21 protein-coding genes and 1 tRNA gene are annotated in these 21,695 nt (G+C 67.5%); 14 read left to right on the top strand and 8 right to left on the bottom strand.

Going from position 1 to position 21,695, the window contains the following annotated elements:
- Positions 1 to 95: 95 nt before the first annotated feature.
- Entirely contained in the window at positions 96 to 1,064 is a 969-nt protein-coding gene (locus ACAM49_RS14460) for a helix-turn-helix transcriptional regulator (protein ID WP_369636005.1), read from the bottom strand.
- Positions 1,065 to 1,165: 101 nt separating this feature from the next.
- Between ACAM49_RS14460 and ACAM49_RS14455 the strand changes: the two genes are divergently transcribed.
- Positions 1,166 to 2,620, top strand: a complete 1,455-nt coding sequence (locus ACAM49_RS14455) for an MFS transporter (RefSeq protein ID WP_369636004.1) — start codon at positions 1,166 to 1,168, stop codon at positions 2,618 to 2,620.
- On the opposite strand, the gene ACAM49_RS14450 is transcribed toward ACAM49_RS14455, so the two are convergent.
- Both ACAM49_RS14450 and ACAM49_RS14445 read right to left on the bottom strand, forming a co-directional pair.
- Complete coding sequence (locus ACAM49_RS14450) at positions 2,544 to 3,140, bottom strand: DUF4126 domain-containing protein (protein WP_369636003.1); 597 nt, start codon at positions 3,138 to 3,140, stop codon at positions 2,544 to 2,546. The two genes, ACAM49_RS14455 and ACAM49_RS14450, sit on opposite strands and share 77 nt — an antisense overlap.
- Before the next feature lie 19 nt (positions 3,141 to 3,159).
- Positions 3,160 to 4,137 (bottom strand): D-alanyl-D-alanine carboxypeptidase family protein, encoded by a 978-nt coding sequence (locus ACAM49_RS14445; protein ID WP_369636002.1) that lies wholly within the window; start codon positions 4,135 to 4,137, stop codon positions 3,160 to 3,162.
- Positions 4,138 to 4,369: 232 nt separating this feature from the next.
- Here ACAM49_RS14445 and ACAM49_RS14440 point away from each other — a divergent pair, with 232 nt between their 5' ends.
- A complete protein-coding gene (locus ACAM49_RS14440) occupies positions 4,370 to 4,828 on the top strand; it encodes a flavodoxin family protein (RefSeq protein WP_369636001.1) in 459 nt (152 codons plus the stop codon).
- Positions 4,829 to 4,870: 42 nt separating this feature from the next.
- Here ACAM49_RS14440 and ACAM49_RS14435 read toward each other — a convergent pair whose 3' ends face one another.
- Positions 4,871 to 5,809 (bottom strand): hypothetical protein, encoded by a 939-nt coding sequence (locus tag ACAM49_RS14435; RefSeq protein ID WP_369636000.1) that lies wholly within the window; start codon positions 5,807 to 5,809, stop codon positions 4,871 to 4,873.
- 182 nt (positions 5,810 to 5,991) lie between these two features.
- Between ACAM49_RS14435 and ACAM49_RS14430 the strand changes: the two genes are divergently transcribed.
- The 7 genes from ACAM49_RS14430 (at position 5,992) to lysA (ending at position 12,697) form a co-directional block, all read left to right on the top strand.
- Positions 5,992 to 6,591: a PadR family transcriptional regulator gene (locus ACAM49_RS14430; protein ID WP_369635999.1), complete on the top strand. Its 600-nt coding sequence runs from the start codon at positions 5,992 to 5,994 to the stop codon at positions 6,589 to 6,591.
- Positions 6,588 to 8,615: an FAD-dependent oxidoreductase gene (locus ACAM49_RS14425; RefSeq protein WP_369635998.1), complete on the top strand. Its 2,028-nt coding sequence runs from the start codon at positions 6,588 to 6,590 to the stop codon at positions 8,613 to 8,615. The genes ACAM49_RS14430 and ACAM49_RS14425 overlap by 4 nt, the downstream gene beginning before the upstream one ends.
- Positions 8,615 to 9,208: a VOC family protein gene (locus tag ACAM49_RS14420; protein WP_369635997.1), complete on the top strand. Its 594-nt coding sequence runs from the start codon at positions 8,615 to 8,617 to the stop codon at positions 9,206 to 9,208. The genes ACAM49_RS14425 and ACAM49_RS14420 overlap by 1 nt, the downstream gene beginning before the upstream one ends.
- Positions 9,209 to 9,268: 60 nt before the next feature.
- A complete protein-coding gene (locus tag ACAM49_RS14415) occupies positions 9,269 to 9,775 on the top strand; it encodes a hypothetical protein (RefSeq protein ID WP_369635996.1) in 507 nt (168 codons plus the stop codon).
- Positions 9,776 to 9,927: 152 nt separating this feature from the next.
- Entirely contained in the window at positions 9,928 to 10,359 is a 432-nt protein-coding gene (locus tag ACAM49_RS14410) for a DUF4189 domain-containing protein (RefSeq protein ID WP_369635995.1), read from the top strand.
- Between the two features lie 54 nt (positions 10,360 to 10,413).
- On the top strand, positions 10,414 to 11,208 hold the full coding sequence (gene cmrA / locus ACAM49_RS14405) for a mycolate reductase (RefSeq protein WP_369635994.1): 795 nt from the start codon (positions 10,414 to 10,416) through the stop codon (positions 11,206 to 11,208).
- 142 nt (positions 11,209 to 11,350) lie between these two features.
- Positions 11,351 to 12,697 (top strand): diaminopimelate decarboxylase, encoded by a 1,347-nt coding sequence (gene lysA / locus ACAM49_RS14400; RefSeq protein WP_369635993.1) that lies wholly within the window; start codon positions 11,351 to 11,353, stop codon positions 12,695 to 12,697.
- Between the two features lie 64 nt (positions 12,698 to 12,761).
- Here the strand turns inward: lysA and ACAM49_RS14395 are convergent, their stop codons facing one another.
- Positions 12,762 to 14,507 carry a helicase HerA-like domain-containing protein gene (locus ACAM49_RS14395; protein WP_369635992.1) on the bottom strand — a complete coding sequence of 582 codons (1,746 nt, stop codon included), beginning with the start codon at positions 14,505 to 14,507 and terminating at the stop codon, positions 12,762 to 12,764.
- Positions 14,508 to 14,701: 194 nt separating this feature from the next.
- On the opposite strand from ACAM49_RS14395, the gene orn reads away from it, so the two are divergent.
- The 4 genes from orn to ACAM49_RS14375 all read left to right on the top strand — a co-directional run bounded on the left by orn (position 14,702) and on the right by ACAM49_RS14375 (position 17,111).
- Positions 14,702 to 15,319 carry an oligoribonuclease gene (gene orn, locus ACAM49_RS14390; RefSeq protein ID WP_369635991.1) on the top strand — a complete coding sequence of 206 codons (618 nt, stop codon included), beginning with the start codon at positions 14,702 to 14,704 and terminating at the stop codon, positions 15,317 to 15,319.
- A 77-nt stretch (positions 15,320 to 15,396) separates the two neighbouring features.
- Positions 15,397 to 15,472, top strand: a tRNA-His gene (locus tag ACAM49_RS14385).
- A 90-nt stretch (positions 15,473 to 15,562) separates the two neighbouring features.
- Entirely contained in the window at positions 15,563 to 15,805 is a 243-nt protein-coding gene (locus ACAM49_RS14380) for a hypothetical protein (protein WP_369635990.1), read from the top strand.
- Between the two features lie 199 nt (positions 15,806 to 16,004).
- Positions 16,005 to 17,111 carry a diguanylate cyclase gene (locus tag ACAM49_RS14375; RefSeq protein WP_369635989.1) on the top strand — a complete coding sequence of 369 codons (1,107 nt, stop codon included), beginning with the start codon at positions 16,005 to 16,007 and terminating at the stop codon, positions 17,109 to 17,111.
- Positions 17,112 to 17,145: 34 nt separating this feature from the next.
- Here ACAM49_RS14375 and ACAM49_RS14370 read toward each other — a convergent pair whose 3' ends face one another.
- The 3 genes from ACAM49_RS14370 to ACAM49_RS14360 form a co-directional block, all read right to left on the bottom strand.
- The gene (locus tag ACAM49_RS14370) at positions 17,146 to 17,673 is read right to left on the bottom strand and encodes a DUF779 domain-containing protein (protein WP_369635988.1); all 528 of its coding nucleotides are present in this window, start codon (positions 17,671 to 17,673) and stop codon (positions 17,146 to 17,148) included.
- The gene (gene adh / locus ACAM49_RS14365; RefSeq protein WP_369635987.1) at positions 17,673 to 19,196 is read right to left on the bottom strand and encodes an aldehyde dehydrogenase; all 1,524 of its coding nucleotides are present in this window, start codon (positions 19,194 to 19,196) and stop codon (positions 17,673 to 17,675) included. Before adh ends, ACAM49_RS14370 begins: the two co-directional genes overlap by 1 nt.
- A 90-nt stretch (positions 19,197 to 19,286) precedes the next feature.
- Entirely contained in the window at positions 19,287 to 20,570 is a 1,284-nt protein-coding gene (locus ACAM49_RS14360) for a transcriptional regulator (protein WP_369635986.1), read from the bottom strand.
- Positions 20,571 to 20,757: 187 nt separating this feature from the next.
- Between ACAM49_RS14360 and ACAM49_RS14355 the strand changes: the two genes are divergently transcribed.
- Positions 20,758 to 21,501 carry an AAA family ATPase gene (locus tag ACAM49_RS14355; RefSeq protein ID WP_369635985.1) on the top strand — a complete coding sequence of 248 codons (744 nt, stop codon included), beginning with the start codon at positions 20,758 to 20,760 and terminating at the stop codon, positions 21,499 to 21,501.
- Positions 21,502 to 21,695 lie beyond the last annotated feature (194 nt).

The raw sequence follows: 21,695 nt of genomic DNA, 5'->3' as shown, positions 1-21,695 counted from the left end.
ACCCGCTGGAAAGCGGCGTTGAACGCCTTCGACATCACCTTCGACGGCCGACTCACCGCCGGACGGAACTAACCCAATCAACCCGAGTTACACCGTTATCTGGACAGACCCACGACGCCCGGTGTGGGACGGGCACATTCGTGGAGGTCGACCGGAATCCACTCTTCCAGTCGGCGGCCGTGGGCTTGTTCGAGGTGGTCGGCCCAGGGGGTGCGGCGTTCTTCGTCGGTCATGGCGAGGAGGGTGTGGAGTTTGTTCCAGGCCTCGGGGTCGGCGGGGGTCCAGACCTGCATCCAGGAGCCGGCGATGGAGGGGAGGGACATGCTGGTCATGTACATGACCAGTTCGCCTATGGCGAGGTTGCGGATGACTCGGGTGCGGCCGAGCGGGAGGGCGACGTCGTTGCGGGCCCAGAGTTCGGCGAAACGCGGGCTCAGGGTGACCATTTCGTCGATGAAGGCGACCCATTCGGGGTCGCCGAGGTTGCGGGCGTAGGCGGCGCGGAGGTAGCCGACCATGCGGGCCAGGTGTTCCGGCTCGGAATGAGCCGGGTAGGGGGTGCAGCAGCCGTCGGCGAGGAAAACCTTGCGCAGGATGTTGCGGGAGCCGGTCAGGAACATCGGGTACATGGCGGTGTAGGCGGCGTTGCACGCGATCAGGTCGTACCTCGCGCCGAGTAGCGCGGCGGGCAGCGGATACATGTGGTCGAGGATGATCTGCACCTCCTCGGGCACCGGCTCCTCGAGGACCGGGTTGGGCACGGTGGGGACATCGGCCAGGCGGTACAGGTGTGCGTGTTCCGCGCCGTCCAGGCGGAGCGCCCGGGCGATAGCGTCCAATACCTGGACGCTGCAATTGATGTCGCGCCCCTGCTCGAGCCACGTGTACCAGGTGATCCCCACCCCGGCCAGCTGGGCGACCTCCTCGCGCCGCAAGCCCGGCGTACGACGGCGGATGCCCACGGGCAGACCGACGTCCTCGGGACTGATCCGCGCCCGCCTCGACTTCAGGAACGCCGACAGTTCCTCCCTGCGCACCTTGGCTTTTCCGGTTCCCGCCACCATGACTCCATCGTGGCGGTAATCGCCACCGGTATCCAGGTGCTGCCAGTACCCGTATAAGCAGGCTCCTGTTCCGGGCCTCGGCCGCGCCGCACGCTCAATTCATGACACAGAGCTTGACCCAATCCCCACCGGTGGCGGCTACCGCTCCGGTTACCGTCCGACGGCCACTGGCCGTACTGGCCGTCATTCTGATCGGCCAGTTCATGGCGGTGCTGGATGCCTCCATCGTCAATGTCGCCATTCCTTCGATTCGAACCTCGCTGCACGCCACGGGATCCGGGCTGCAGCTCATCGTCTCCGGCTACGTCATCGCGTACGCGGTATTGCTGGTCACCGGCGCGCGGCTGGGTGACCGGTTCGGGCTGCGCACCATGTTCGTGACGGGGCTGGCGCTGTTCACCCTCGCCTCGCTGGCGTGTGGGCTGGCCTGGAATTCCGGCTCGCTCATCGCCTTCCGATTCCTGCAGGGTGTCGGGTCGGCGGCCATGGTGCCGCAGGTGATGACCTTGATCCAGCGGCAGTTCGCCGGGGCCACCCGGGCCCGCGCGCTGTCGGCCTACGCGGCCGTCATCTCCAGCGGGTTCGTCGCGGGGCAGCTCGCGGGCGGACTCATCCTCAACGGGGATATCGCCGGAACCGGTTGGCGCGGAGTGTTTCTCGTGAACGTGCCCATCGGCCTGGCGCTGCTGGCCGTCGCGCCGCGCATCCTGCCGACGGCCGGTACCCGCGTCGACCGCAAGCTGGACCTACCCGGCCTGGGCATGCTCACCGTCTCGGTGCTGGCGCTGGTGGTGCCGCTGGTCCTCGGCCATGAACAGGACTGGCCGCAGTGGACCCGAATCGCCCTGGGCGCGGCCGTGTTCGGGTTCATCGGCTTCGCCCTGGTAGAACGCCAGGTGCATCGCATCGGCGGGGAACCGCTCTTCGCGGACCGCGTGCTCCGGGCACCCGGAGTAGTGCTCACCGCCATCACCCTGTTCCTGATCATGTGCACCTTCGGTGGCTGGACCTTCCTGTTCACCATCCACCTGCAGTCCACGCTCGGCTACAGCGCCCTGCACGCCGGGCTCATCTTCCTGCCGAACGGTCTGACCTTCGGCCTGGTGAGCCTGTACTGGACCCGCATACCGGCCCGGTTGCACCGCATGATGATTCCCGCGGGGCTGGTGATCGCTGCGGTGACCATGGTCGTGATGGGCCTGCAGATGCGCGATGGCCACGACATCGGCCCGCTGGAACTGATCGTGTTCGGGCTCATGGGTGTCGGCTACGGCCTAGCCTTCAGCCCCCTGATGGCCCGTGCCACCGGCAAGATTCCGCTCGCCCTGGCCGCGGACGCCAGCGGCATACTCGTCACCTGCGTGCAGTTGGGCGTGGTCATCGGCGTCGCGAGCTTCGGCACGGCCTTCCTCACACTGGCCGGGTCCACCGCCCTGTCTGCCGCACACGCCGTCGCCACCACCTCCCTCGCCGAGGGCGTCACCGTCCTTGGGGCTGCGGCCTTCGCCTGGCGCGCCACCAGCGAGCGGCCCGGAATGCCAACCAGCCCAGCATGATCAGCAGGACCACGATCGCGATGAAGGCCACAATTGGTATGACCAGTGCCAGAATCGTGAGGACCAGCGAGGTGGCGTCCTCGGCGGTCGAGACCACCGGATTCCCCACGCCCGCCGTGGTTCCGGTGACAAATGGTCTGGCCACCGTACGACCGGCGTGGACGCTGCCCGCGGTGATCGCGCCGAGTACGGCGGTGGCCGCGGGCGGCAGATGCGAGGACAGGCTGGACTCGGCGGTGAACAGGATCGCGCCCGAGACGGGGGCCACCAGGGTTCCGATGCCGTGCAGGACCGAATCCAGGGCGGGGATCTTGTCGCCGATCAGGTCGAGGACGAACAGCACCCCGATCACCGCCAGCGCGGGCACCGAGGACAGCCACCCATACGAACTACCCAGATCGATCCAGCCGGCCCGGTCCGCGATCCCCACCGCCAGCAATGGCAGCCAGGCATTGAGCCCCGCCGCCCCCGACAGGCCGAAGGCGCCGAGTACCGCGCCGACGGCCGATGTGATCTCCATGCCCCAAGTGTCCCCGCCGTCAGCGGATCGGGAGTGCCGCGAGGATCGGGTCGTAGGCCCAATTCAGCATGCGCTCCGCGTCATCCCGCGCCGCCGCACCGCTGCCGGGCGAGCTGTGCAGGACCACACCGATCAATGGGATTCCCGCCCTGACGGATTCGAACAGCAGGCAGGCTCCGGCGGCATCGGTGGATCCGGTCTTGATGCCGATGGCGCCGGGGTAGTTCTTCAGCAGCAGGTTGGTGGTCTGCCAGACGTGATCGCGGTTGGCCGGGCCGGCGGGCAGGTGATAGCTGCGCGACCCGGCGACCTCCCGGAAAACCGGAAGCATCATGGCGCGCAGCCCGAGCGCCACCAGATCCGCGGGGGTGGAGTAGGTGGAATCGTCCTCGGGGATGGGCAGGCCGCTGGGGTCGGCGAAATACGTTGCCGCCAGACCCATCTGACGCGCGGTGTCGTTCATCCTGGCCATGAAGCCGTCCTGGCCGGGACCGTAGGCCTCGGCGAGGGTGTAGGCGGCGTCGCAGCCCGAGGGCAGCAGCAGCGCGTAGAGCAGATCGCGGGTGGAGAGCACCTCCCCGGCGGCCAGGCCCGCGGTGCTGCCGTCATTGCGAACGCAGTAGGCGATGCTCTCCGCCGGCACGGTGACCGGCCGGTCGAGATCACCCGCGGTGATCACGACCAAGGCCGTCATCACCTTCGCGATGCTGGCGATCGGCACCGGCGTGTTCGCCTCCCGCGACCACAACATGGTGCCGGTGACCCCATCCGCCAGCGCCGCCCCGGGTGCCCGCACGCCCTGCGGCTCCGAATTCCCCCACAGCAATTGGCCGAAGGGCCCGGGCAACTGGCCGATGGGCTCGGGCGAACGGTGAAGGGGCGCGGGCGATTGCCCGATGGGCGCGCTCTGCGCCGGGGCGGCGGTCACCCCATGGCCGACCACCACGACCAACGCACCCGCGACGACAGCGTGCAACACCCGGGCAATTGTCCGCATGCCGCACATTCTGCAACCGAAACCCCTGGACCAGCGGGATTTCCCGCACCGGCCCCGCGCGCCGCCGCAGTCCGCAGGTTGCCACCCGTGCGGTGATCGCCTTTCCCGCCGCGATCACTGCCCCCGCTACCGACGACGGGGTGACCACCGACACATGCGGAGGTGTCACGGTTGGAGTGCGGGCGGTGTCTCCGAGCTTGTCCGCATCATCCGGAAGCGAAGGAGAGCTGGGATGAAGGCCCTGATCGTGTGTGTTTCGGTGTCACATGGCAATACGCGGCGAGTCGCCGAGGCCATGGGTGAGGTGCTGGAGGCCGCCGTGGTCGAGCCCGAAGAGGTCGACGTCGATGAGCTGGGTTCCTACGACCTGGTGGGGTTCGGGTCGGGAATCTTCAATCAGCGGTTTCATCCCCGGCTGCGGGGATTCGTGCGCGGGCTGCCGAAGCAGCGGCGCGGCAAGGCATTCGTCTTCGCCACCAGTGGGTTTCCGCCGCAGCTGTGGCCGATGGAGCGACTGGCCCGCCGGGCCGGGTTCGAGGTCGCCAACACCTTCTCGGTGCGGGCGTTCGACACCTGGGCGCCGCTGCGGCTGGTCGGCGGGATCAACAAGGGCAAGCCCGACGCGGCGGACCTGGAGACGGCGCGAGAGTTCGCCGCCGGACTGCGCGCCCGGGTGACTGCCGGGTCGTGAAAGACCCGGGCGCGCAGTTGTTCTCGGCTGACTCGGTGATTCTCAGCTGACGGTGAACGAATAGGTGGGCGCGGTCTTCTCGCCCTTCGAGGCGTCGTAGCTCAGCACATAGGAACCGGTGGCCGGGGCCGGAACCACGAATACGACGAAATTGTCTGCGTGGTCGATGGTTTCGCCGCGGTTGAGCAGTTCGTTGATCGGGCCGCGGATGTCGGCGACGGCGGTCTGGCCGTCGGGGGTCTTCAGGCTGAAGTAGTCGTAGAAGACGTTCAGGCCGCCGTCGGAGATCCCGGAGCCGCCGACCAGCTTGATGTGCAGGGCCAGGTCCATCTTGTTGCGCTCACCCTTGGTGTAGCTGGGTGTCAGTGTGCCGCCGGTGATTTCGACGGTGGTCTGGTCCTGCACCAGTTTCCCGGACACGTTCAGCGTCTTGGGCGCGACGCTGTCGGCCTTGGCATCGGCCTTGAGCGGGATCAGAGTCTGATTCTCCTGCGAGGTGCCGTAGACGACCGTGAGGGTGTCGAGCAGATGATCGGCGGTGTCGAGCTTCTTCACCGTGGTGGTGATATCGCCTGCGGCCGAACCCTTTCCGGGCACGGTCGGGGTGTCCCAGCTCGCCCCGGCATCGAGCGCGCCGCCGATCTGCAGGCCCGGTGAGGCGTTGAGGGTCTTGTCCTTGGTGGAGGTGTTCTTGTAGGTGATGTCGATGCGCACCTTCGCGCCGCCGAATTCGTCCGGTGTGACGGTGGCCTTGTCGACGGTTATCTCGAAGCCCTCGTAATAGCCGGTCTTGCCGATGGTGCGCACGGCCGACTGCGAGTTCGAGCCGCCCTTGGTATCGGTGGGCGCCCCGCCCAGCGGCACCTGGCTCACCGAGGTCACCGGCGTGCCCTTGACGTCCTTGTCATTGCAGGCCGTCATCAGCACCGCCGAGGTCGCGATGAGTACCGCCGCTCCGACGGTCGTGAGTTTCTTGCGCATGGCTGCCTCCCCTTAGTCGCCATAAGAGTTTCCACCGCCCGGCGACTCCGGGCGAGTGATTCGCCATGAAATCCACCCCGCGACCGGGCGCGTTAACCGTAGCGCCCGGCAAGGAAACCGCAACCCGAAAACACTATGCACTGAATTGCATAGTACGGTCCGTAGCAGTTATCCTGACGGCTATGGCCCTCGAACACGCGCTCCTGGTATCGCTGACCGAACGCGCCAGCTCGGGGTACGACCTGGCCCAGCGCTTCGACAAGTCCATCGGCTTCTTCTGGAACGCTACCCACCAGCAGATCTACCGCGTGCTCAAGCGCATGGACGAGCAGGGCTGGGTGGTCGCCGAGACGGTCCCGCAGGACGGCCGCCCCGACAAGAAGGTCTACACCGTGTCCGAGGCGGGCCTGGACGAATTGATCCGCTGGATCGGCGAGCCCATCGAACTCGAACCCATGCGCAACGAGATGGGCGTGAAGCTACGCGCGGCCTCGCTCGGCGACATCTCCGGGATCATGGCCGAGATCAAGCGCCACCGCGATCAGCATGAGCACCGGCTCGACCTGTACCGCGCCTTCGAGAAGAAGGACTATCCCGCGCCGGATCAGCTCTCCGGCAAGAAACTGCACCTGTACCTGGTTCTCCGCGGCGGCATCCGCGTCGAGGAGGGAATCATCGACTGGTGCGACGAAGTACTCGACGCCCTCAAACGCGATTCTGGCACTCCGAAAAACGACACAGCCCGATCGCAGGCGTCCGGACCGAAAGGCTCTCAGCGATGAGCGCGTACCCGCACCTGTTCGAACCCCTGGACCTGGGATTCACCACGCTGCGCAACCGCGTGGTCATGGGTTCCATGCACACCGGCCTCGAGGATCGGGCCTGGCACATCAACCGGCTGGCCGCCTACTTCGCCGAGCGCGCCAAAGGCGGTGTGGGCCTGATCATCACGGGCGGCTACGCCCCCAACCGCACCGGCTGGCTGCTGCCCTTCGGCGCGAAGCTGACCAACAAGACCGAGGCCTACCGGCACCGGGCCATCACCAAGGCGGTGCACGCCGAGGGCGGCAAGATCGCCCTGCAGATCCTGCACGCGGGCCGCTATTCCTATATGCCGACCAGTGTTTCGGCCTCGGCCATCAAGGCCCCGATCAATCCGTTCAAGCCGCGCGCGCTGTCGGGCAAGGGCGTCGAGGAGACCATCGACGACTACGCGCGCTGCGCCTCCCTGGCCAAGTTCGCCGGGTACGACGGCGTCGAGATCATGGGCGGTGAAGGCTATTTCATCAACCAGTTCCTGGCCGAGCGCACCAACAAGCGCAAGGACAAGTGGGGCGGCTCGGCGGAGAACCGCCGCCGCATCGCCGGTGAGATCGTGCGCCGGGTGCGCAAGGCGGTAGGCCCCGACTTCATCATCGTGTTCCGGCTGTCCATGGCCGACTTCGTGGAGAACGGCCAGACCTGGGACGAGATCGCCGCTGTCGCAAAGGATGTGGAGGCCGCGGGGGCCACCATCATCAATACCGATATCGGCTGGCACGAGGCCCGGGTGCCGACCATCGTCACCTCGGTGCCGCGCGCGGCGTTCGTGGAATGGACCGCGAAGGTCAAGGACATCGTGGACATTCCGGTGTGCGCGTCCAACCGCATCAATATGCCGGAGACCGCGGAGGAGATCCTCACCCGCGGCGATTCGGACCTGGTGTCGCTGGCCCGCCCGCTGCTCGCCGACCCGGAGTGGGCGCGCAAGGCGCAGGACGCGCGGACCGACGAGATCAATACCTGCATCGCCTGCAACCAGGCCTGCCTGGACCACGCCTTCCAGGCGAAAACCGTTTCCTGCCTGCTGAATCCGCGCGCGGGCCACGAGACCGAGCTGAAGCTGCTGCCGACGCGGCGGACCCGGAAGTTCGCGGTCGTGGGCGCGGGCCCGGCGGGCTTGTCCGCGGCGGTCAGCCTGGCCCAGCGCGGGCATCACGTGGACCTGTTCGAGGCCGATGACAAGATCGGCGGGCAGTTCGACATCGCGCGGCGGATTCCGGGCAAGGAGGAGTTCAGCGAGACCATCCGCTACTACACCCGGCAGATCGAGATCAGCGGTGTGCGTTTGCATCTGCGGACCAAGGCGACCGCCGAACAGCTCATCGCGGGCGGCTACGACGAGATCATCCTGGCCACCGGCGTGAAGCCGCGCATCCCCAGCATTCCGGGCATCGACCATCCGAAGGTGCTCACCTACGCCGAACTGGTGCGCGAGGGCAAGCCGGTCGGCAAGAAGGTGGCGGTCATCGGCGCGGGCGGCATCGGCTTCGATGTCAGCGAATTCCTCACCGTCGAAGGGCATCCCAGCCTCAAGCTCGACGAGTGGAAGGAAGAGTGGGGCGTCTCCGACGATCCCAACGTGCCCGGGTTCGTCACCACCCCCAAGCCCTCCCCCGCGGCCCGCGAAGTCGTGCTGCTGCAGCGCAAGTCGTCCTCGTTCGGCAAGGACCTGGGCAAGACCTCGGGCTGGGTGCACCGGGCCGCGGTCAAGGCCAAGGGCGTCGAGCAGATCGGCGGGGTCAACTACGAGCGCATCGACGACCGCGGGCTGCACATCAGCTTCGGCGAGAAGCGCGCCCGCCCGCAGGTCATCGAGTGCGACAACGTGATCCTGTGCGCCGGACAGGAATCCGTGCGCGATCTGCAGGAGCCGCTGGTGGCCGCGGGCGTGAAGGTGCATCTCATCGGCGGCGCGGACCTGGCCGCCGAACTGGATGCCAAGCGCGCCATCAACCAGGGCACCCGCCTGGCGGCGGAGCTGTAATGCCGAACCTGACCCACCTGGGACTGCCCGGAGACGAGCGGTCCTGGGCGGCACTGGGTTTCACGATCCGCGACGATCGGATCCGGATCGGCGGGGTCGACTGCGCGCTGGGCGAGGCCGCCTGGGGATTCGACGAAACCCACTCAGCCCCTGACACACTCGGCGTCGCGTATCTGGATCCCGAACCGGCCGAGAACGATTGGCCGTCCACGCATCCCAATGGCGTCACGACCGTCGACCACGTCGTCTACTGGGTCCCCGACCTGGACGACGCGGTCACGAATCTGACAGCCGTGCTGGGTGTTCCGCCGCGCCGCCGGTTCTTCCCGCGCGGGCCGCAGGGACCGGAGATGGCGTTCTATCGCGTCGGTGAGCCGTTCATCGAAGCGGTCAGCTCGGGGCTGCAGCCCGCGCTGGTTGGCGTCGCCTTCCTGTGCCCCGACCTGGACGCCACCGTGGCGGCCGTGCGCGCCGCGGGCGGGCCCATCGGGGACCCCAAACCGGCCGTACAGGGCGGCCGCATCGCCAGCGTCTGGTTTGGACATCTGACCTGGGGCATCGCCTTCATGGAGCCCGAAAAGTCAGGGGTATAGTCCTTCACGTTTCGCCACGTTTCGCCACCTGATCTGCATCGATCAAAGGAGACGAGCACCATGGCATCACCCCGCAAGGCCTCCGCACTAGTTGGCTCCGCCCTCGCCGGAGGCGCTCTGCTCATGTTCGGCCCGTTCACCCCGACCGCCACCGCGAGCACGGTCTGCAACGGCGGCACCCTGACCGTCACCACCAGCCCCATCGGTGAGATGGACATGCCGGTGAACGGCAATCTCAGCGGCAACCTGACCGGCTGCGACGTGCAGGGCTTCCAAGGCACCTTCAACGGCAACGGCAGCTGCAACGACGTCAATGTCAATGTGGACGCGGATCTGATCTGGGCCAACGGCGACAAGACCCACGTGACCGGACCGTTCCATGTGCCCGGCGGCCCCACCCCGCCCGGAACCAGCAATACGCTGCAGGCGACCTCGGGTCCCGACGCGGGCTCGAACATCATCGTGAACACCGGGCCGATCGACAACCCGCCGTCGCTGGTCGGGCCCTGCCTGGGCGCCACCGCGCGCAGCATCACCATCCCGTTCCAGTCGGTCATCATCGGCTGAAACCGACCCTCCCGAAAGGCCCCGTCGAATCCGGCGGGGCCTTCGTCGTTTGAAATGACCTATACGGCAACCGATTCAGATGGTCGGAGTTGTCGTACCGCCCTGCCATGATCGCGAGGCACCATAAATCGATCTTGGGGGAGGAACTCTCAATGCACCTGTCTCGTAAAGCCGCCCTCGCGATGGTGGCCTCGACCACCACCGCACTGTTCGTCGGCGGTGCGGGCACCGCGCAGGCCGCCGGTGACCTCTACGGCGCGATCGCGGTCGGCGATGACGGCTACTACTACAGCTTCGGCACCGCCTGGAACTACACCGATCAGGGCGGCGCGGACGCCGCCGCCGTCCACGAGTGCGGGGTCTCCAACTGCTACGTGAAGGTCCGGTTCGTGAACGGATGCGCCGCCATCGCCAACCGCGACGGCAACCTGTTCACCGGCATCGGCCGCACCAAGGCGATGGCCGAGAGCAACGCCATCGCCGCCAGCGGCACGAGCCCGAACCCGCTGCTGGTCAGCCTCGGCAGCGCCGAGCCGAGCGAAGTGCACATCAGCGAATCGCAGTGCACCGGCAACGCGGGCTGACCGATACGGCCACGGGGTGAGCCCCGGGGCGGGGTGTGGGTAGGCTGCGATGTCGTGAGCCTGCCTGCACCCACCGCCGACAATCGTGCCGTCGTCACCGGATCCTCCTCCGGGATCGGCGTCGCCCTCGCCGAAGAGCTTGCCTCGCGGGGCTACTCGCTGATCCTCGTCGCCCGGCGCGGCGATCTGCTGGCCGAGCTGGCGCAGCGGCTGACCGAGCGGTACGGCATCACCGCCGAGGTGCGCGCGGTGGATCTGTCCGACCGCGACCAGCGCGCCCCGCTGACCAAGGAACTCGCCGCGCGCGATATCGCGATCCTGTGCAACAACGCCGGCGTCGCCACCTTCGGGCCGCTGGCCAAGCTGGATCTGGACTACGAGCGCGACATCATGGAACTCAATGCCGTTGCGGTGCACGATCTCACGCTGGCCGTGCTGCCCGGCATGCTGGAGCGGCGCGCGGGCGGCATCATGATCACCGGGTCCGCGGCGGGCAATATGCCGATTCCGCACAACACCACGTATTCGGCGAGCAAGGCGTTCGTCAACACCTTCTCCGAGTCGCTGCGCGGCGAACTCAAGGGCACCGGCGTGCACGTCACGCTGCTCGCCCCCGGGCCCGTGCGCACCGACAATCCGGACCAGGAGGAGATGGGCAACAAGATCCCGGAGTTCATCTGGGTCACCGCCGCCCACACCGCCAAGATCACCATCGACGCGCTCGCCCGCAACAAGATGCGCGTGGTTCCGGGCCTGATCAGCAAGGGTATGAGCCTGGCCGGGCAGTTCGGGCCGCGCTCGATCACCTCGGTGGTGGCCGGGGCCGCCTACAAGAAGCTGGGCGAGTGAATACCACCAAGGTCAACATCGCGTAAGGATCCGCGCGAGCGGCGTCAAGGCCGCGTAGCCGGATGTACACCGGCGCCGGTACCGGCGTAGTCCTGATGTCGGCCCCGCAGAAGAGAAAGCGGGGACGCCCACAGGAGATGCCTTGACGCTGCTCGAGATCTTTCCGTCGCTGCGTGACGGGGGCATGACGCCCCGGCTCGACCCGGCCATCTGGCCCCGGGACACCCACTACGACGACGACGGGCGCATCACCGTCGGCGGGGTGGCACTGGCCGATATCGCCGATCAATACGGCACCCCGACCTACGTTCTCGACGAGGGCGAGGTGCGCGGGCGCTGCCAGGAATACCGCAAGCGCTTCCCCGACGCCGAGATCATCTACGCGGGCAAGGCGCTGCTCACCCGCGCGGTAGCCGAATGGATCACCGACGAGGGGCTCTCGCTCGATGTGTGCTCGGCCGGGGAACTGGCGGTGGCACTGTCGGCCTGGGCCGATCCGCGGCGAATCGTGCTGCACGGCAACGGGAAGCCGTTCGCCGAACTGGAGACGGCCATCAACTGCGGGGTCGGGCGCATCGTCGTCGACTCCCCCACCGAGATCACGCTGCTGTCCGCGCTGGCGAATCGGCCGCAGCGGGTGCTGATCCGGGTGACGCCCGATATCGACGTGCACGGGCATCCGGCGGTGCGCACCGGGGTCACCGATCAGAAGTTCGGCTTCCCGATCGGCGGGCACGCGGTGTGGGAGGCGGTGGATCGCATTGTGCGGCAACCGAATCTGGAGCTGGCCGGGTTGCACTGCCACATCGGGTCGCAGATCCACGACACCTTCCCCTACGGCGAGGCCGTGCGGCGGATGATCGGCGAGATGGCGCGCATCCGTGACGAATTCGGTGTCACGCTGACCGAACTCGATCTGGGTGGCGGGCATGCGGTCGCCTATCGCAGCGGGGACGCGGAGATGAATCTGGCCGAGCTGGCCGACATCATCGAGGACTCGCTCGACGCGGCCTGTGCCCGGCATGGATTCCCCAGGCCCCGAATCGCTTTGGAGCCCGGCCGGGCCGTGGTCGCCCGCGCGGGCATCACCCTCTACCGGGTGCTGTCGGTCAAGCACGTGGAGGACGGCCACACCTATGTGACGGTGGACGGCGGGATGAGCGACAACCCGCGTGTGGCCCTCTACGGTGCGCAATACGACGCCGTGGTGGTCAACCGTCACCCCACGGGCCCGCACATGACCGCCACCATCGCGGGACGGCATTGCGAGGCCGGTGACATCCTCGCCCACGACGTCCGGCTACCCGCCGATCTGCGGCCGGGTGAGGTTCTGGCGATGCCCTGCACCGGGGCGTACCACCACAGCCTGGCCTCCTCCTACAACGGCATCGGCCGCCCGCCGATCATCGCCATCAACGAGGGCCGCTGCCGGGAGCTGATCCGTCGCGAAACCATCGAGGACCTCATGTGCCGCGAGATGGGCAACTGAGGCACCCGGGCCACCGCAGAAAGCCCCGTCATTCCCGCTCATGCCGGGATGACGGGGCGTCCGGTCAGCGTTTGCGGGTGCCGAAGATGCTGCGGCTGATCTCGCGCCCGGCCACGGTGGCGGCGGAGCGGAGGAGGTTCTTGAAGGCCGGGTTGTTGACGATCTTCTCGGCCATGGATTCCGGCTCGGGGGCCGCCTTCGTCGAGCGGGAGGACTTGGCCGGGGGTTCTTCCTCCGCCTGCTGCTGGGCGGCCGCCAGCTTCTCGGCCAGGATCTCGTAGGCCGAATCCGCGTCCACCGTGGTGCCGTACTTCCCGTACAGCGTGGATTGCTGTGCGCGAGCGCGGATCTGGTCGTCACCGATGGTGTCCATGAGCGAGCGCGGCGGCTGCATGCGCGCCCAGGCGACCGGGGTGGGCGCGCCCTTCTCCGACAGCACGGTCACGATGGCCTCACCGATACCCAGTGAGGTGAGCGCCTTTTCGAGATCGTAGGTGGCGGTCTTCGGATACGTGCGAACCGTCTTCGACAGTGCCGCTTGATCTTCCGGCGTGAACGCGCGCAACGCGTGCTGGATGCGGGCGCCCAGCTGCGAGAGCACCTGATTCGGGATGTCGGTGGGCAGCTGGGTGCAGAAGAAGACGCCGACGCCCTTGGAGCGGATCAGCTTGACCGTCTGCTCGACCTGGTTGAGGAACGCCTTGGACGCGCCGTTGAACAGCAGGTGCGCCTCGTCGAAGATGAACACCAGCTTGGGTTTGTCCATATCGCCGACCTCGGGCAGGGTCTGGAACAGGTCGGCCAGCACCCACATCAGGAAGGTCGAGAACATCTGCGGGCGCGCGGCCTGCGCACCCAGCTCGAACAGGGTGATGACGCCCATGCCGCCCGCGCTGCGCATCAGGTCGGCCGGGTCCAATTCGGGTTCACCGAAGAACGTGTCGCCGCCGTCGGCCTCCAGATTCACCAGCGCGCGCAGGATCACGCCCGCGGTCTGCGCGGAGACGCCGCCGATCCCCTTGAGATCTTCCTTGCCCTCCGGGCTGGTGAGGAACTGGATGACCGCACGCAGGTCCTTCAGGTCCAGCAGCGGGAAGCCGTTCTGGTCCGACCAGTGGAAGATCAGACCGAGGGTGGATTCCTGGGTTTCGTTGAGCCCCAACGCCTTACTGAGCAGAATCGGCCCGAACGAGGTGATGGTGGCGCGAATCGGCACACCGATGCCCTCCGTGCCCAGCGAGACGAATTCACATGGGAACCCTTGCGGTTTCCAGTCCGCGTCGCCGGTTTCCTGTGCGCGGGTGAGGAGTTTGTCATTGGACTGGCCCGGCTGCGACAGCCCCGAGAGGTCGCCCTTGATATCGGCTACCACGACCGGCACGCCCGCCGCCGAGAGCTGCTCGGCGATCCCCTGCACGGTCTTGGTCTTACCGGTACCGGTGGCGCCCGCGACCAGCCCGTGGCGGTTCATGGTCTTCATCGGAATCCGCACGCGCGCATCGGGGTGCACGGTGCCGCCGGTGATGACGGTGCCGAGTTCGAGGGCCAGGCCCTCCATGGCGTATCCGGCGGCGATCTCCTGCGCCGCGGCCTCGTCCTTGTCTCCCGAACCGCCGGCAGTGGCCGCGCTCTTCGCCTTCTTGCCGGAATCCGGTTCCGCGGCAGCGGCTTCGGCCGCCTGCTGCGCCGCCTCCTGATCGGCCGCTTCCTTCTCCGCCGCCTCGGCCGCGGCCGCCGCCTCCGCCGCGATCCGCGCCGCGTCCTCGGCTGCCTTCCGTGCCGCCGCTGCCTTCTCCTGCGGGGTCGTCATCGCGCTTTCCTCCGTCTGCTCTGCCAACTGCGACTGCCCTGCGAACGTGATGCTCTCTGGAACTGCCCAACCAACATGCCGACCGCTCTGTACGCGCGGATGGTGAGAACGATACTGCCCGGTCGCACAGGTGAGCGGCCTCGACGCGGCCGGGTACCGGGGGCGAAACGCACGGAAGGGCTAGTGTTTGGCGCGTGTCCGACAAATACGTGGTGTGGATGGATTGCGAGATGACGGGCCTACGGCTCGACAGCGACAAGCTGATCGAGGTGGCCGCGCTTGTGACCGATAGTGACCTCAATATCCTCGGCGAGGGCGTGGACATCGTGATCCACGCCGACGACGCCGCGCTGGCCGCCATGCCGCCGGTGGTGACCGAGATGCACGCCCGCTCCGGGCTCACCGATGAGGTCCGCCGCTCCACCGTGTCGGTCAAGGAAGCCGAGCAGCAGATCCTGGACTACATCAAGCAGTACGTCCCCACCCCGCGCACAGTCCCCCTGGCCGGCAACTCCATCGCCACCGACCGCGGCTTCATCGCCCGCGACATGCCGACCCTCGACGGCCACCTGCACTACCGCATGATCGACGTCAGCTCCATCAAGGAACTGGCCCGCCGCTGGTACCCCCGCATCTACTTCGGCCAGCCGGAAAAGGGCCTCGCCCACCGCGCCCTCGCCGACATCCAGGAATCCATCCGCGAACTCCAGTACTACCGCCGCACCGCCTTCGTCGCCCCGCCCGGCCCCTCCACCGCCGAGATCGCCGCCGTGGCCGCCGAACTCTCCAACCCCACCCCCGAGGCGGGCTAAACCCCACCTGAACAGCCGATTAGGTACTCGACCGGGGAACAAGTTAAGCTCTACCGCGCCGGAAGTTACCGGCAATGGTGGCTGTAGTTCAGCTGGTAGAGCACCAGGTTGTGATCCTGGGTGTCGCGGGTTCGAGTCCCGTCAGCCACCCCAATCGAGGCCCCTCGATCCATGTGGATCGGGGGGGCCTCGTCATTCAGCGTCTTGCGGAACCGAGTGCGGTGCGAGCGATACGGTCAACCTATGAAACCGTTCCGTTTGCTTGTGGTGGTCACAGCGGCGCTCGCGGTGATGGTTTTCGGCGGAGCGTCGGCGTGGGCCGACCCACCGGATCCCGGCGCCCCGAGCGGACCGGGTGACGCCCTCGTCTTCCCCCTGATGTTCATCTGCGTCAACTTCTTCGGAACCGGTTCGGACTCACCGAACCCGCAGTGCATCGCGACGTTCGAGCCCATGCGCTGGTGGCTCCGCCAACACGGCAGCTGACCGCGGCGGCCCACCCCGCCGCCGACTACTGGACGGCGGTGATAGCGGCGGTTGTGCCGAGTAGACTCGTTGCCTGGTGTACGCGTCGCGCCCGGCCGCTGACGCAGGTGGCACGGACGGCGTGGTCTGTGATCCACGGGTTCGAGAATCGAAGTCAGGCCCTCGCGGGCACGCGGATTTCGATCGCGAGGCACAGGCAATGGGTGAACATCGGGCACTGCTGCGTTGCTGGTGGCAGGATCGCGTCGACTATCGAGGACTGACAGCCACGCTGGAGTCCTCCTCGGCGTTGTCCCTGATGCGGTTCATAGTCGCGCTCGGCGGCGCCGTGCTGAGTGCGATCGCGATTCTGACCGTGTTGTCTCCGGCGGGTCCGGTGGGGGGCGTCGGCCGACTCGTCGTCGTCGCGGTCGGCGTGCTGGCCGCGGGCTGGGCGCTGCGGTGGTGGTTGCTGCCATGGCCCTCCGCGACCGAGTCGCTGATCTGGCTGGGCACGGCGGACGTCGCGATCACGGCGTCCTGTCTGCTGGACAGCGATCGCGTCTACGGGTCGCTGGGTGCGATGCTGCTCGTGGTGACCGGCGGCTACCTCAGCATCTTCCACGGCCCGAAAGCCCTTGCCGCGCACACGGTCTGGTCGCTGCTGTCGATACTGGCACTGACCATGCGACTCGATGCCGGAGCGCCGATCGGCGACGCGCCCCTGGCCGTCGCCATCGTCCTGATCATGGTGGCCGCCACCGTCCTGGTCCTGCCCGCGCTGCAGTTCTGCTATTGGCTGCTGCGCATCGACACCCTCACCGACCCGCTGACCGGCCTGCTCAACCGGCGTGGACTCGACTACTACCTGCCCGGCCTGACCGCATCGGTTCGGGGCGGCGAAATCTGCGTTATATCGGTCGATCTCGATCGATTCAAGGCCGTGAACGACCGCTTCGGGCACACCGTCGGAGACCGCGCGCTGACACACACCGCGGAGCGACTCAGGAACGTGAGGACCGGATTCCTCGTCGCCCGAATCGGCGGCGAGGAGTTCGCGCTGGTCGGCCACCCACCGTCCGAGGCCACCTGTGTCGTAGCGGAGGCGGTGCGGCAGGCCATCGCGGACATCGATGACCTGCCCGTACACATCACGGCCAGCGTGGGCGCCACGGTATTCGACACCACGAACACGAACGGAAGTTGCGCCGTTCAGCTGCTGGCACAGGCCCTACGATCCTCGGACACCGCGATGTACCAGGCCAAGCACTCCGGCGGGAATACCGTCATCGTCTCGAACAGCGGTCAGACGACCGCGCTGCCATAATCGACCAGAGCAAGACCGGACACCTCCGCCGCGGTCAGGTGCGGCCGGGGATCGGGCAGGCGTCGATGGCGTGGGCGACTACTTGCGGTTCGGTGGCGGTGAGGGTGGGGCGGTGGCCCTGCTCCCATGCTGCGCCGGTGGTGGGCTCCGACGCCTCGAGGGCCGAGCGTTCAGCGGGGGCGAAAACCCTTCCGCGGGTGAGGAAACGCATGCCCTCGGGGGCTTCGAGGCTGAAGCCCGCACCGCGGCCGGGGACCGCGTCGAGGACCAATTGGGTGTGACGCCAGGCGTCGAACTGGGGGCCCGAGATCCACACCTGGACAGCGTCTTCCGGGTCGGGCAGCGTGAGCGAGGGGTCGCCTGCCCGGAGCCGGAGATCCAGTACGCCGAGCAGGACGTCGCGGTCGCCGATGATGAATTCGCCTGCGGGATAACACATCGGGGCGGACCCGTCGCAGCAGCCGCCGGACTGGTGGAGCATGAGGGGGCCGTGCGCATCGCGGAGGCGACGGAGGAGATCCATCGCCGCCGCGGTGGCGCGTACCCGGCGGGGCACGGGCATCAGAAGAAGCCCTGGGCCTTGGGGGCGTAGCTGACCAGGAGGTTCTTGGTCTGCTGGTAGTGGTCGAGCATCTTGTGGTGGTTCTCGCGGCCGATGCCGGACTGCTTGTAGCCGCCGAAGGCCGCGTGGGCGGGGTACTGGTGGTAGGTGTTGGTCCACACCCGGCCGGCCTGGATGTCGCGGCCCGCCCGGTACGCGATGGAGCCGTCGCGCGACCAGACGCCCGCGCCCAGGCCGTAGAGCGTGTCGTTGGCGAGATCGATTGCCTGCTCGTAGGTTTCGAACGAGGTCACCGACACCACGGGTCCGAAGATCTCCTCCTGGAAGATGCGCATGGAGTTCTCGCCGGTGAAGATGGTCGGCTGCACGTAGTAGCCGCCGGACAGGTCGCCGCCGAGGTCGGCGCGCTCGCCGCCGGTGAGCAGTTTCGCGCCCTCGCCCTTGCCGATCTCGATGTAGGACAGGATCTTCTCGAGCTGGTCGTTGCTGGCCTGCGCGCCGATCATGGTCTCGGTATCGAGCGGATTGCCTTGGCGCACAAGCTCTGTGCGGGCGACGGCACGGGCCAGGAACTCGTCGTAGATGCCGGACTGGATGAGCGCGCGCGACGGGCAGGTGCACACCTCGCCCTGATTGAGCGCGAACATGGTGAAGCCCTCGAGCGCCTTGTCCTGGAAGTCGTCATCGCCCGAAAGCACATCGGAGAAGAAGATATTGGGGCTCTTGCCGCCGAGCTCCAGCGTCACCGGGATGAGGTTCTGGGAGGCGTACTGCATGATCAGCCGCCCGGTGGTGGTCTCCCCGGTGAAGGCGATCTTGCGGATGCGCGGGCTGGAAGCCAGCGGCTTGCCCGCCTCGACGCCGAAACCGTTGACGATATTGACGACACCCGGCGGCAGCAGGTCCGCGATGAGCTCGATGAGGAACAGGATCGAGGCCGGGGTCTGCTCGGCGGGCTTGAGCACCACCGCGTTTCCGGCCGCCAGCGCGGGCGCGAGCTTCCAGGTAGCCATGAGGATCGGGAAGTTCCACGGGATGATCTGACCGACCACGCCCAGCGGCTCGTGGAAGTGGTAGGCGACGGTGTCGTGGTCGATCTCCGAGAGCGAACCCTCCTGGGCCCGAATGGCTCCCGCGAAATAGCGGAAGTGGTCGATGGCCAAGGGGATGTCGGCGGCCAGCGTTTCGCGGATGGGCTTGCCGTTGTCCCAGGTCTCGGCGAGCGCGATGATCTCGAGGTTCTCCTCGATCCGGTCGGCGATCTTGTTGAGGATCACCGCGCGCTCGGTGGGCGAGGTCTTGCCCCACGCCGGTGCGGCGGCATGCGCGGCGTCGAGCGCGAGTTCGATGTCCTCGGCGGCGCCGCGGGCGATCTCGCAGAAGTTCTCGCCGGTGACCGGGGTCGGATTCTCGAAGTACTGCCCCTTGACGGGCGCGACCCACTGCCCGCCGATCCAATTGTCGTACCGGGACCGGAAACTCATGGCGGCGTCGGGGGTTCCGGGCCGGGCGTAGACGGTCATGCTGTGGCTCCTCGATCTACTGACGGACGCATCAGATGTGAGCCAGGACACTACGAGCGTGGATGTTGGACCAACGTTGCAGGTTTTTGGTCAAACGCCCAGTCTTTTATCCAGGAGTCGAAGCTGCTCCCGCACTTGGGCATACAGCGAGGAGCGCGGGTCCAGCGCGTCCCGGTAGGCCGCCCAGGCCGCCAGGTCGTCGCAGCCGTCGGCGGATTCCGTCCAGCGCGCCAGCAAACGCCACTCCCCCGAGCGCAGCAGGGCCGCGCGCATGCGACCACGCAGCCCGGCGCGGATCTCGGCGATGCCCGGCGCGAGCGAGCGCGGCAGCAGCGGGCCCGAATAGGCGCGCAGGGCGGCGGCCGGATCGCCGCGGTCGAGCGCGTGGCGCACCTCGTCCACATCGGAGTCGAGGTCGGCGAGGAGGCGGTAGGGCTTGGATCCGATCGCGTTCCCGCCCAATGTCTTCCGCAGCCGCGACAGCTCCGCGCGCACCGTCACCGGATCCAGATCCCCGTCATCGAGCAGCAGCGCCAGGTGATCGGCGCTCAACCCCTCCGGATGCGCGGCCAGCAGCACCAGGATCTCAGCGTGCCGCTGCGACAGTCGAATTCGCTCCTCGCCCCGCTCGAGCGTGGGACGGACCGAACCGAGCACGCGCAGCCGCAGCCGCTCCGGGCGGACCCGCGGCGCGTCCAGCAGCCGCAGCCGCAGTTCCGATTCCGCCGCCACCACGGTCGCGCGAATCAGTGACAGGGCTTCCGGCGCGGCCACTCTGGGCCCTCCGGTGATATCGACAGCCCCGATGATCTGCCCGCTCAGGGGATCATGCACAGGCGCGGCCGAACAGCTCCAGTCGTGCACCATCCGGCTGAAATGCTCGGCCCCGAAGATCTGAATGTGATGGTCCAACGCGAGCGCCGTCCCCGGCGCATTGGTCCCGACCCGGTCCTCGCTCCAGTCCGCGCCCTCGACGAACCCCATCCCGTGCGCCCGATCCTTGACCTTCGTATCGCCCTCGACCCACAGCAGCCGCCCGTGCGCATCACTGATCGCGACCAGCAGCCCGGCATCCACCGCGTCCTCGACCAGCAGCTTGCGCACGACCGGCAGAATGGACGCGATCGGCTGCGCGGCACGGTATTGCCGCAGTTCGGAATCCGCGACCGCCACCCGCCCGAGCCCGTCGGGGTCGACTCCCCTCCCCTGACTGCGCCGCCAGGAATCCAGCACCACCGGCCGCAGCGGCCCGCCCGGCCGCACCTCGCCCTCCAGAAATACCGAATGCGCCAGCGATACCCGCCGCGCCAGCCGCGCGACATCCTCCCCCGGCCGCACGGCCACCCAGGGATTGCGCTGCGACGCTGTGCTCATCGATGTCCTACCGCTCGGCCCCTCCTCACTGTAACTCCGGTCACACCGCCTCGGACCGGGCGGTTGCTACTCGGGGCGGAGAGCGCCGTCCACGTGAAATGGGTGAGAACCCTGAGGCAAAGGCAGCTATTTCTGGGCACACTTGCCGGGTGGATACAGTGCACCCGGTAGAAGAGGCGGAGCGTCGGTGAGCGGGCCTTATGTGCGGCGAGCCGTTCTCGACCGGCCCGGGGTGCCGTCGTTCGAGGAGTATCCGTTTTCGCTGCCGGTGGTGCGCGGGTTGTCGGAATTGGAGTTGCATCCGCGGGTGACGTTCATCGTGGGTGAGAACGGGAGCGGGAAGTCGACGCTGCTGGAGGCCATCGCTACGGATTGGGGGTTCAATCCGGAGGGCGGGACGCGGAACTTCAACTTCGCGACGCGCAGTTCGCATTCGCGGCTCAATGAGCATCTGCGGCTGGTGAAGTCGGTGGACCGGCCGCGGGACGGGTTCTTCCTGCGGGCGGAGAGCTTCTTCAACGTGGCCACGAATATCGAGGAGCTGGATCGGGAACCTAACTCCGGACCGCCGGTGATCAGCTCCTACGGCGGGGTGTCGCTGCACGAACAGTCGCATGGAGAGTCGTTCTTCGCGCTGCTGATGCACCGGTTCGGCGGGCACGGGTTCTACGTGCTCGACGAGCCGGAAGCCGCACTGTCACCGAGCCGCCAACTGGCGATGATCGCCCGCATCCACGAACTCGTCCGCGCCCGATCCCAATTCCTGATCGCCACCCACTCCCCGATCCTGATGTCCTACCCGGACGCCTGGATCTACCAAATCGGCGACGACGGCATCGAACTCGTCGAGTACGAGGACACCGAGCACTACCGCATCACCCGCACCTTCCTCGACAACCCCGCCAAATACCTCGACGAACTCCTCGACTGACCTGCACGGTCAGGGATCCGCCAGGGAGATTCCGGAGGCGGGGTTGGGGGTGGTGACCGGATGTGTCCGATCGCGCCCGGCGAGACGATGAATCGCATGCGGAAGCCTTCTATGAAGCACCAAATGCCCTGGGGTATGGCCGTTCTGGTGACGGCGGCCAGTGCCTTCGGATTGGCCGGAGTGGCGGCCAGTGG

The organism is Nocardia sp. JMUB6875 (assembly GCF_041154655.1).
Classification (GTDB): domain Bacteria; phylum Actinomycetota; class Actinomycetes; order Mycobacteriales; family Mycobacteriaceae; genus Nocardia.
This window is presented reverse-complemented; position numbering and strand designations above follow the sequence as displayed.

What these genes read in the sequence shown, in the direction of transcription:
- ACAM49_RS14460 (WP_369636005.1), bottom strand. Translation starts at nt 1,064, where the DNA reads ATGGTGGCGGGAACCGGAAAAGCCAAGGTGCGCAGGGAGGAACTGTCG.
- ACAM49_RS14455 (WP_369636004.1), top strand. Translation starts at nt 1,166, where the DNA reads ATGACACAGAGCTTGACCCAATCCCCACCGGTGGCGGCTACCGCTCCG.
- ACAM49_RS14450 (WP_369636003.1), bottom strand. Translation starts at nt 3,140, where the DNA reads ATGGAGATCACATCGGCCGTCGGCGCGGTACTCGGCGCCTTCGGCCTG.
- ACAM49_RS14445 (WP_369636002.1), bottom strand. Translation starts at nt 4,137, where the DNA reads ATGCGGACAATTGCCCGGGTGTTGCACGCTGTCGTCGCGGGTGCGTTG.
- ACAM49_RS14440 (WP_369636001.1), top strand. Translation starts at nt 4,370, where the DNA reads ATGAAGGCCCTGATCGTGTGTGTTTCGGTGTCACATGGCAATACGCGG.
- ACAM49_RS14435 (WP_369636000.1), bottom strand. Translation starts at nt 5,809, where the DNA reads ATGCGCAAGAAACTCACGACCGTCGGAGCGGCGGTACTCATCGCGACC.
- ACAM49_RS14430 (WP_369635999.1), top strand. Translation starts at nt 5,992, where the DNA reads ATGGCCCTCGAACACGCGCTCCTGGTATCGCTGACCGAACGCGCCAGC.
- ACAM49_RS14425 (WP_369635998.1), top strand. Translation starts at nt 6,588, where the DNA reads ATGAGCGCGTACCCGCACCTGTTCGAACCCCTGGACCTGGGATTCACC.
- ACAM49_RS14420 (WP_369635997.1), top strand. Translation starts at nt 8,615, where the DNA reads ATGCCGAACCTGACCCACCTGGGACTGCCCGGAGACGAGCGGTCCTGG.
- ACAM49_RS14415 (WP_369635996.1), top strand. Translation starts at nt 9,269, where the DNA reads ATGGCATCACCCCGCAAGGCCTCCGCACTAGTTGGCTCCGCCCTCGCC.
- ACAM49_RS14410 (WP_369635995.1), top strand. Translation starts at nt 9,928, where the DNA reads ATGCACCTGTCTCGTAAAGCCGCCCTCGCGATGGTGGCCTCGACCACC.
- ACAM49_RS14395 (WP_369635992.1), bottom strand. Translation starts at nt 14,507, where the DNA reads ATGACGACCCCGCAGGAGAAGGCAGCGGCGGCACGGAAGGCAGCCGAG.
- ACAM49_RS14380 (WP_369635990.1), top strand. Translation starts at nt 15,563, where the DNA reads ATGAAACCGTTCCGTTTGCTTGTGGTGGTCACAGCGGCGCTCGCGGTG.
- ACAM49_RS14375 (WP_369635989.1), top strand. Translation starts at nt 16,005, where the DNA reads ATGGGTGAACATCGGGCACTGCTGCGTTGCTGGTGGCAGGATCGCGTC.
- ACAM49_RS14370 (WP_369635988.1), bottom strand. Translation starts at nt 17,673, where the DNA reads ATGCCCGTGCCCCGCCGGGTACGCGCCACCGCGGCGGCGATGGATCTC.
- adh (WP_369635987.1), bottom strand. Translation starts at nt 19,196, where the DNA reads ATGACCGTCTACGCCCGGCCCGGAACCCCCGACGCCGCCATGAGTTTC.
- ACAM49_RS14360 (WP_369635986.1), bottom strand. Translation starts at nt 20,570, where the DNA reads ATGAGCACAGCGTCGCAGCGCAATCCCTGGGTGGCCGTGCGGCCGGGG.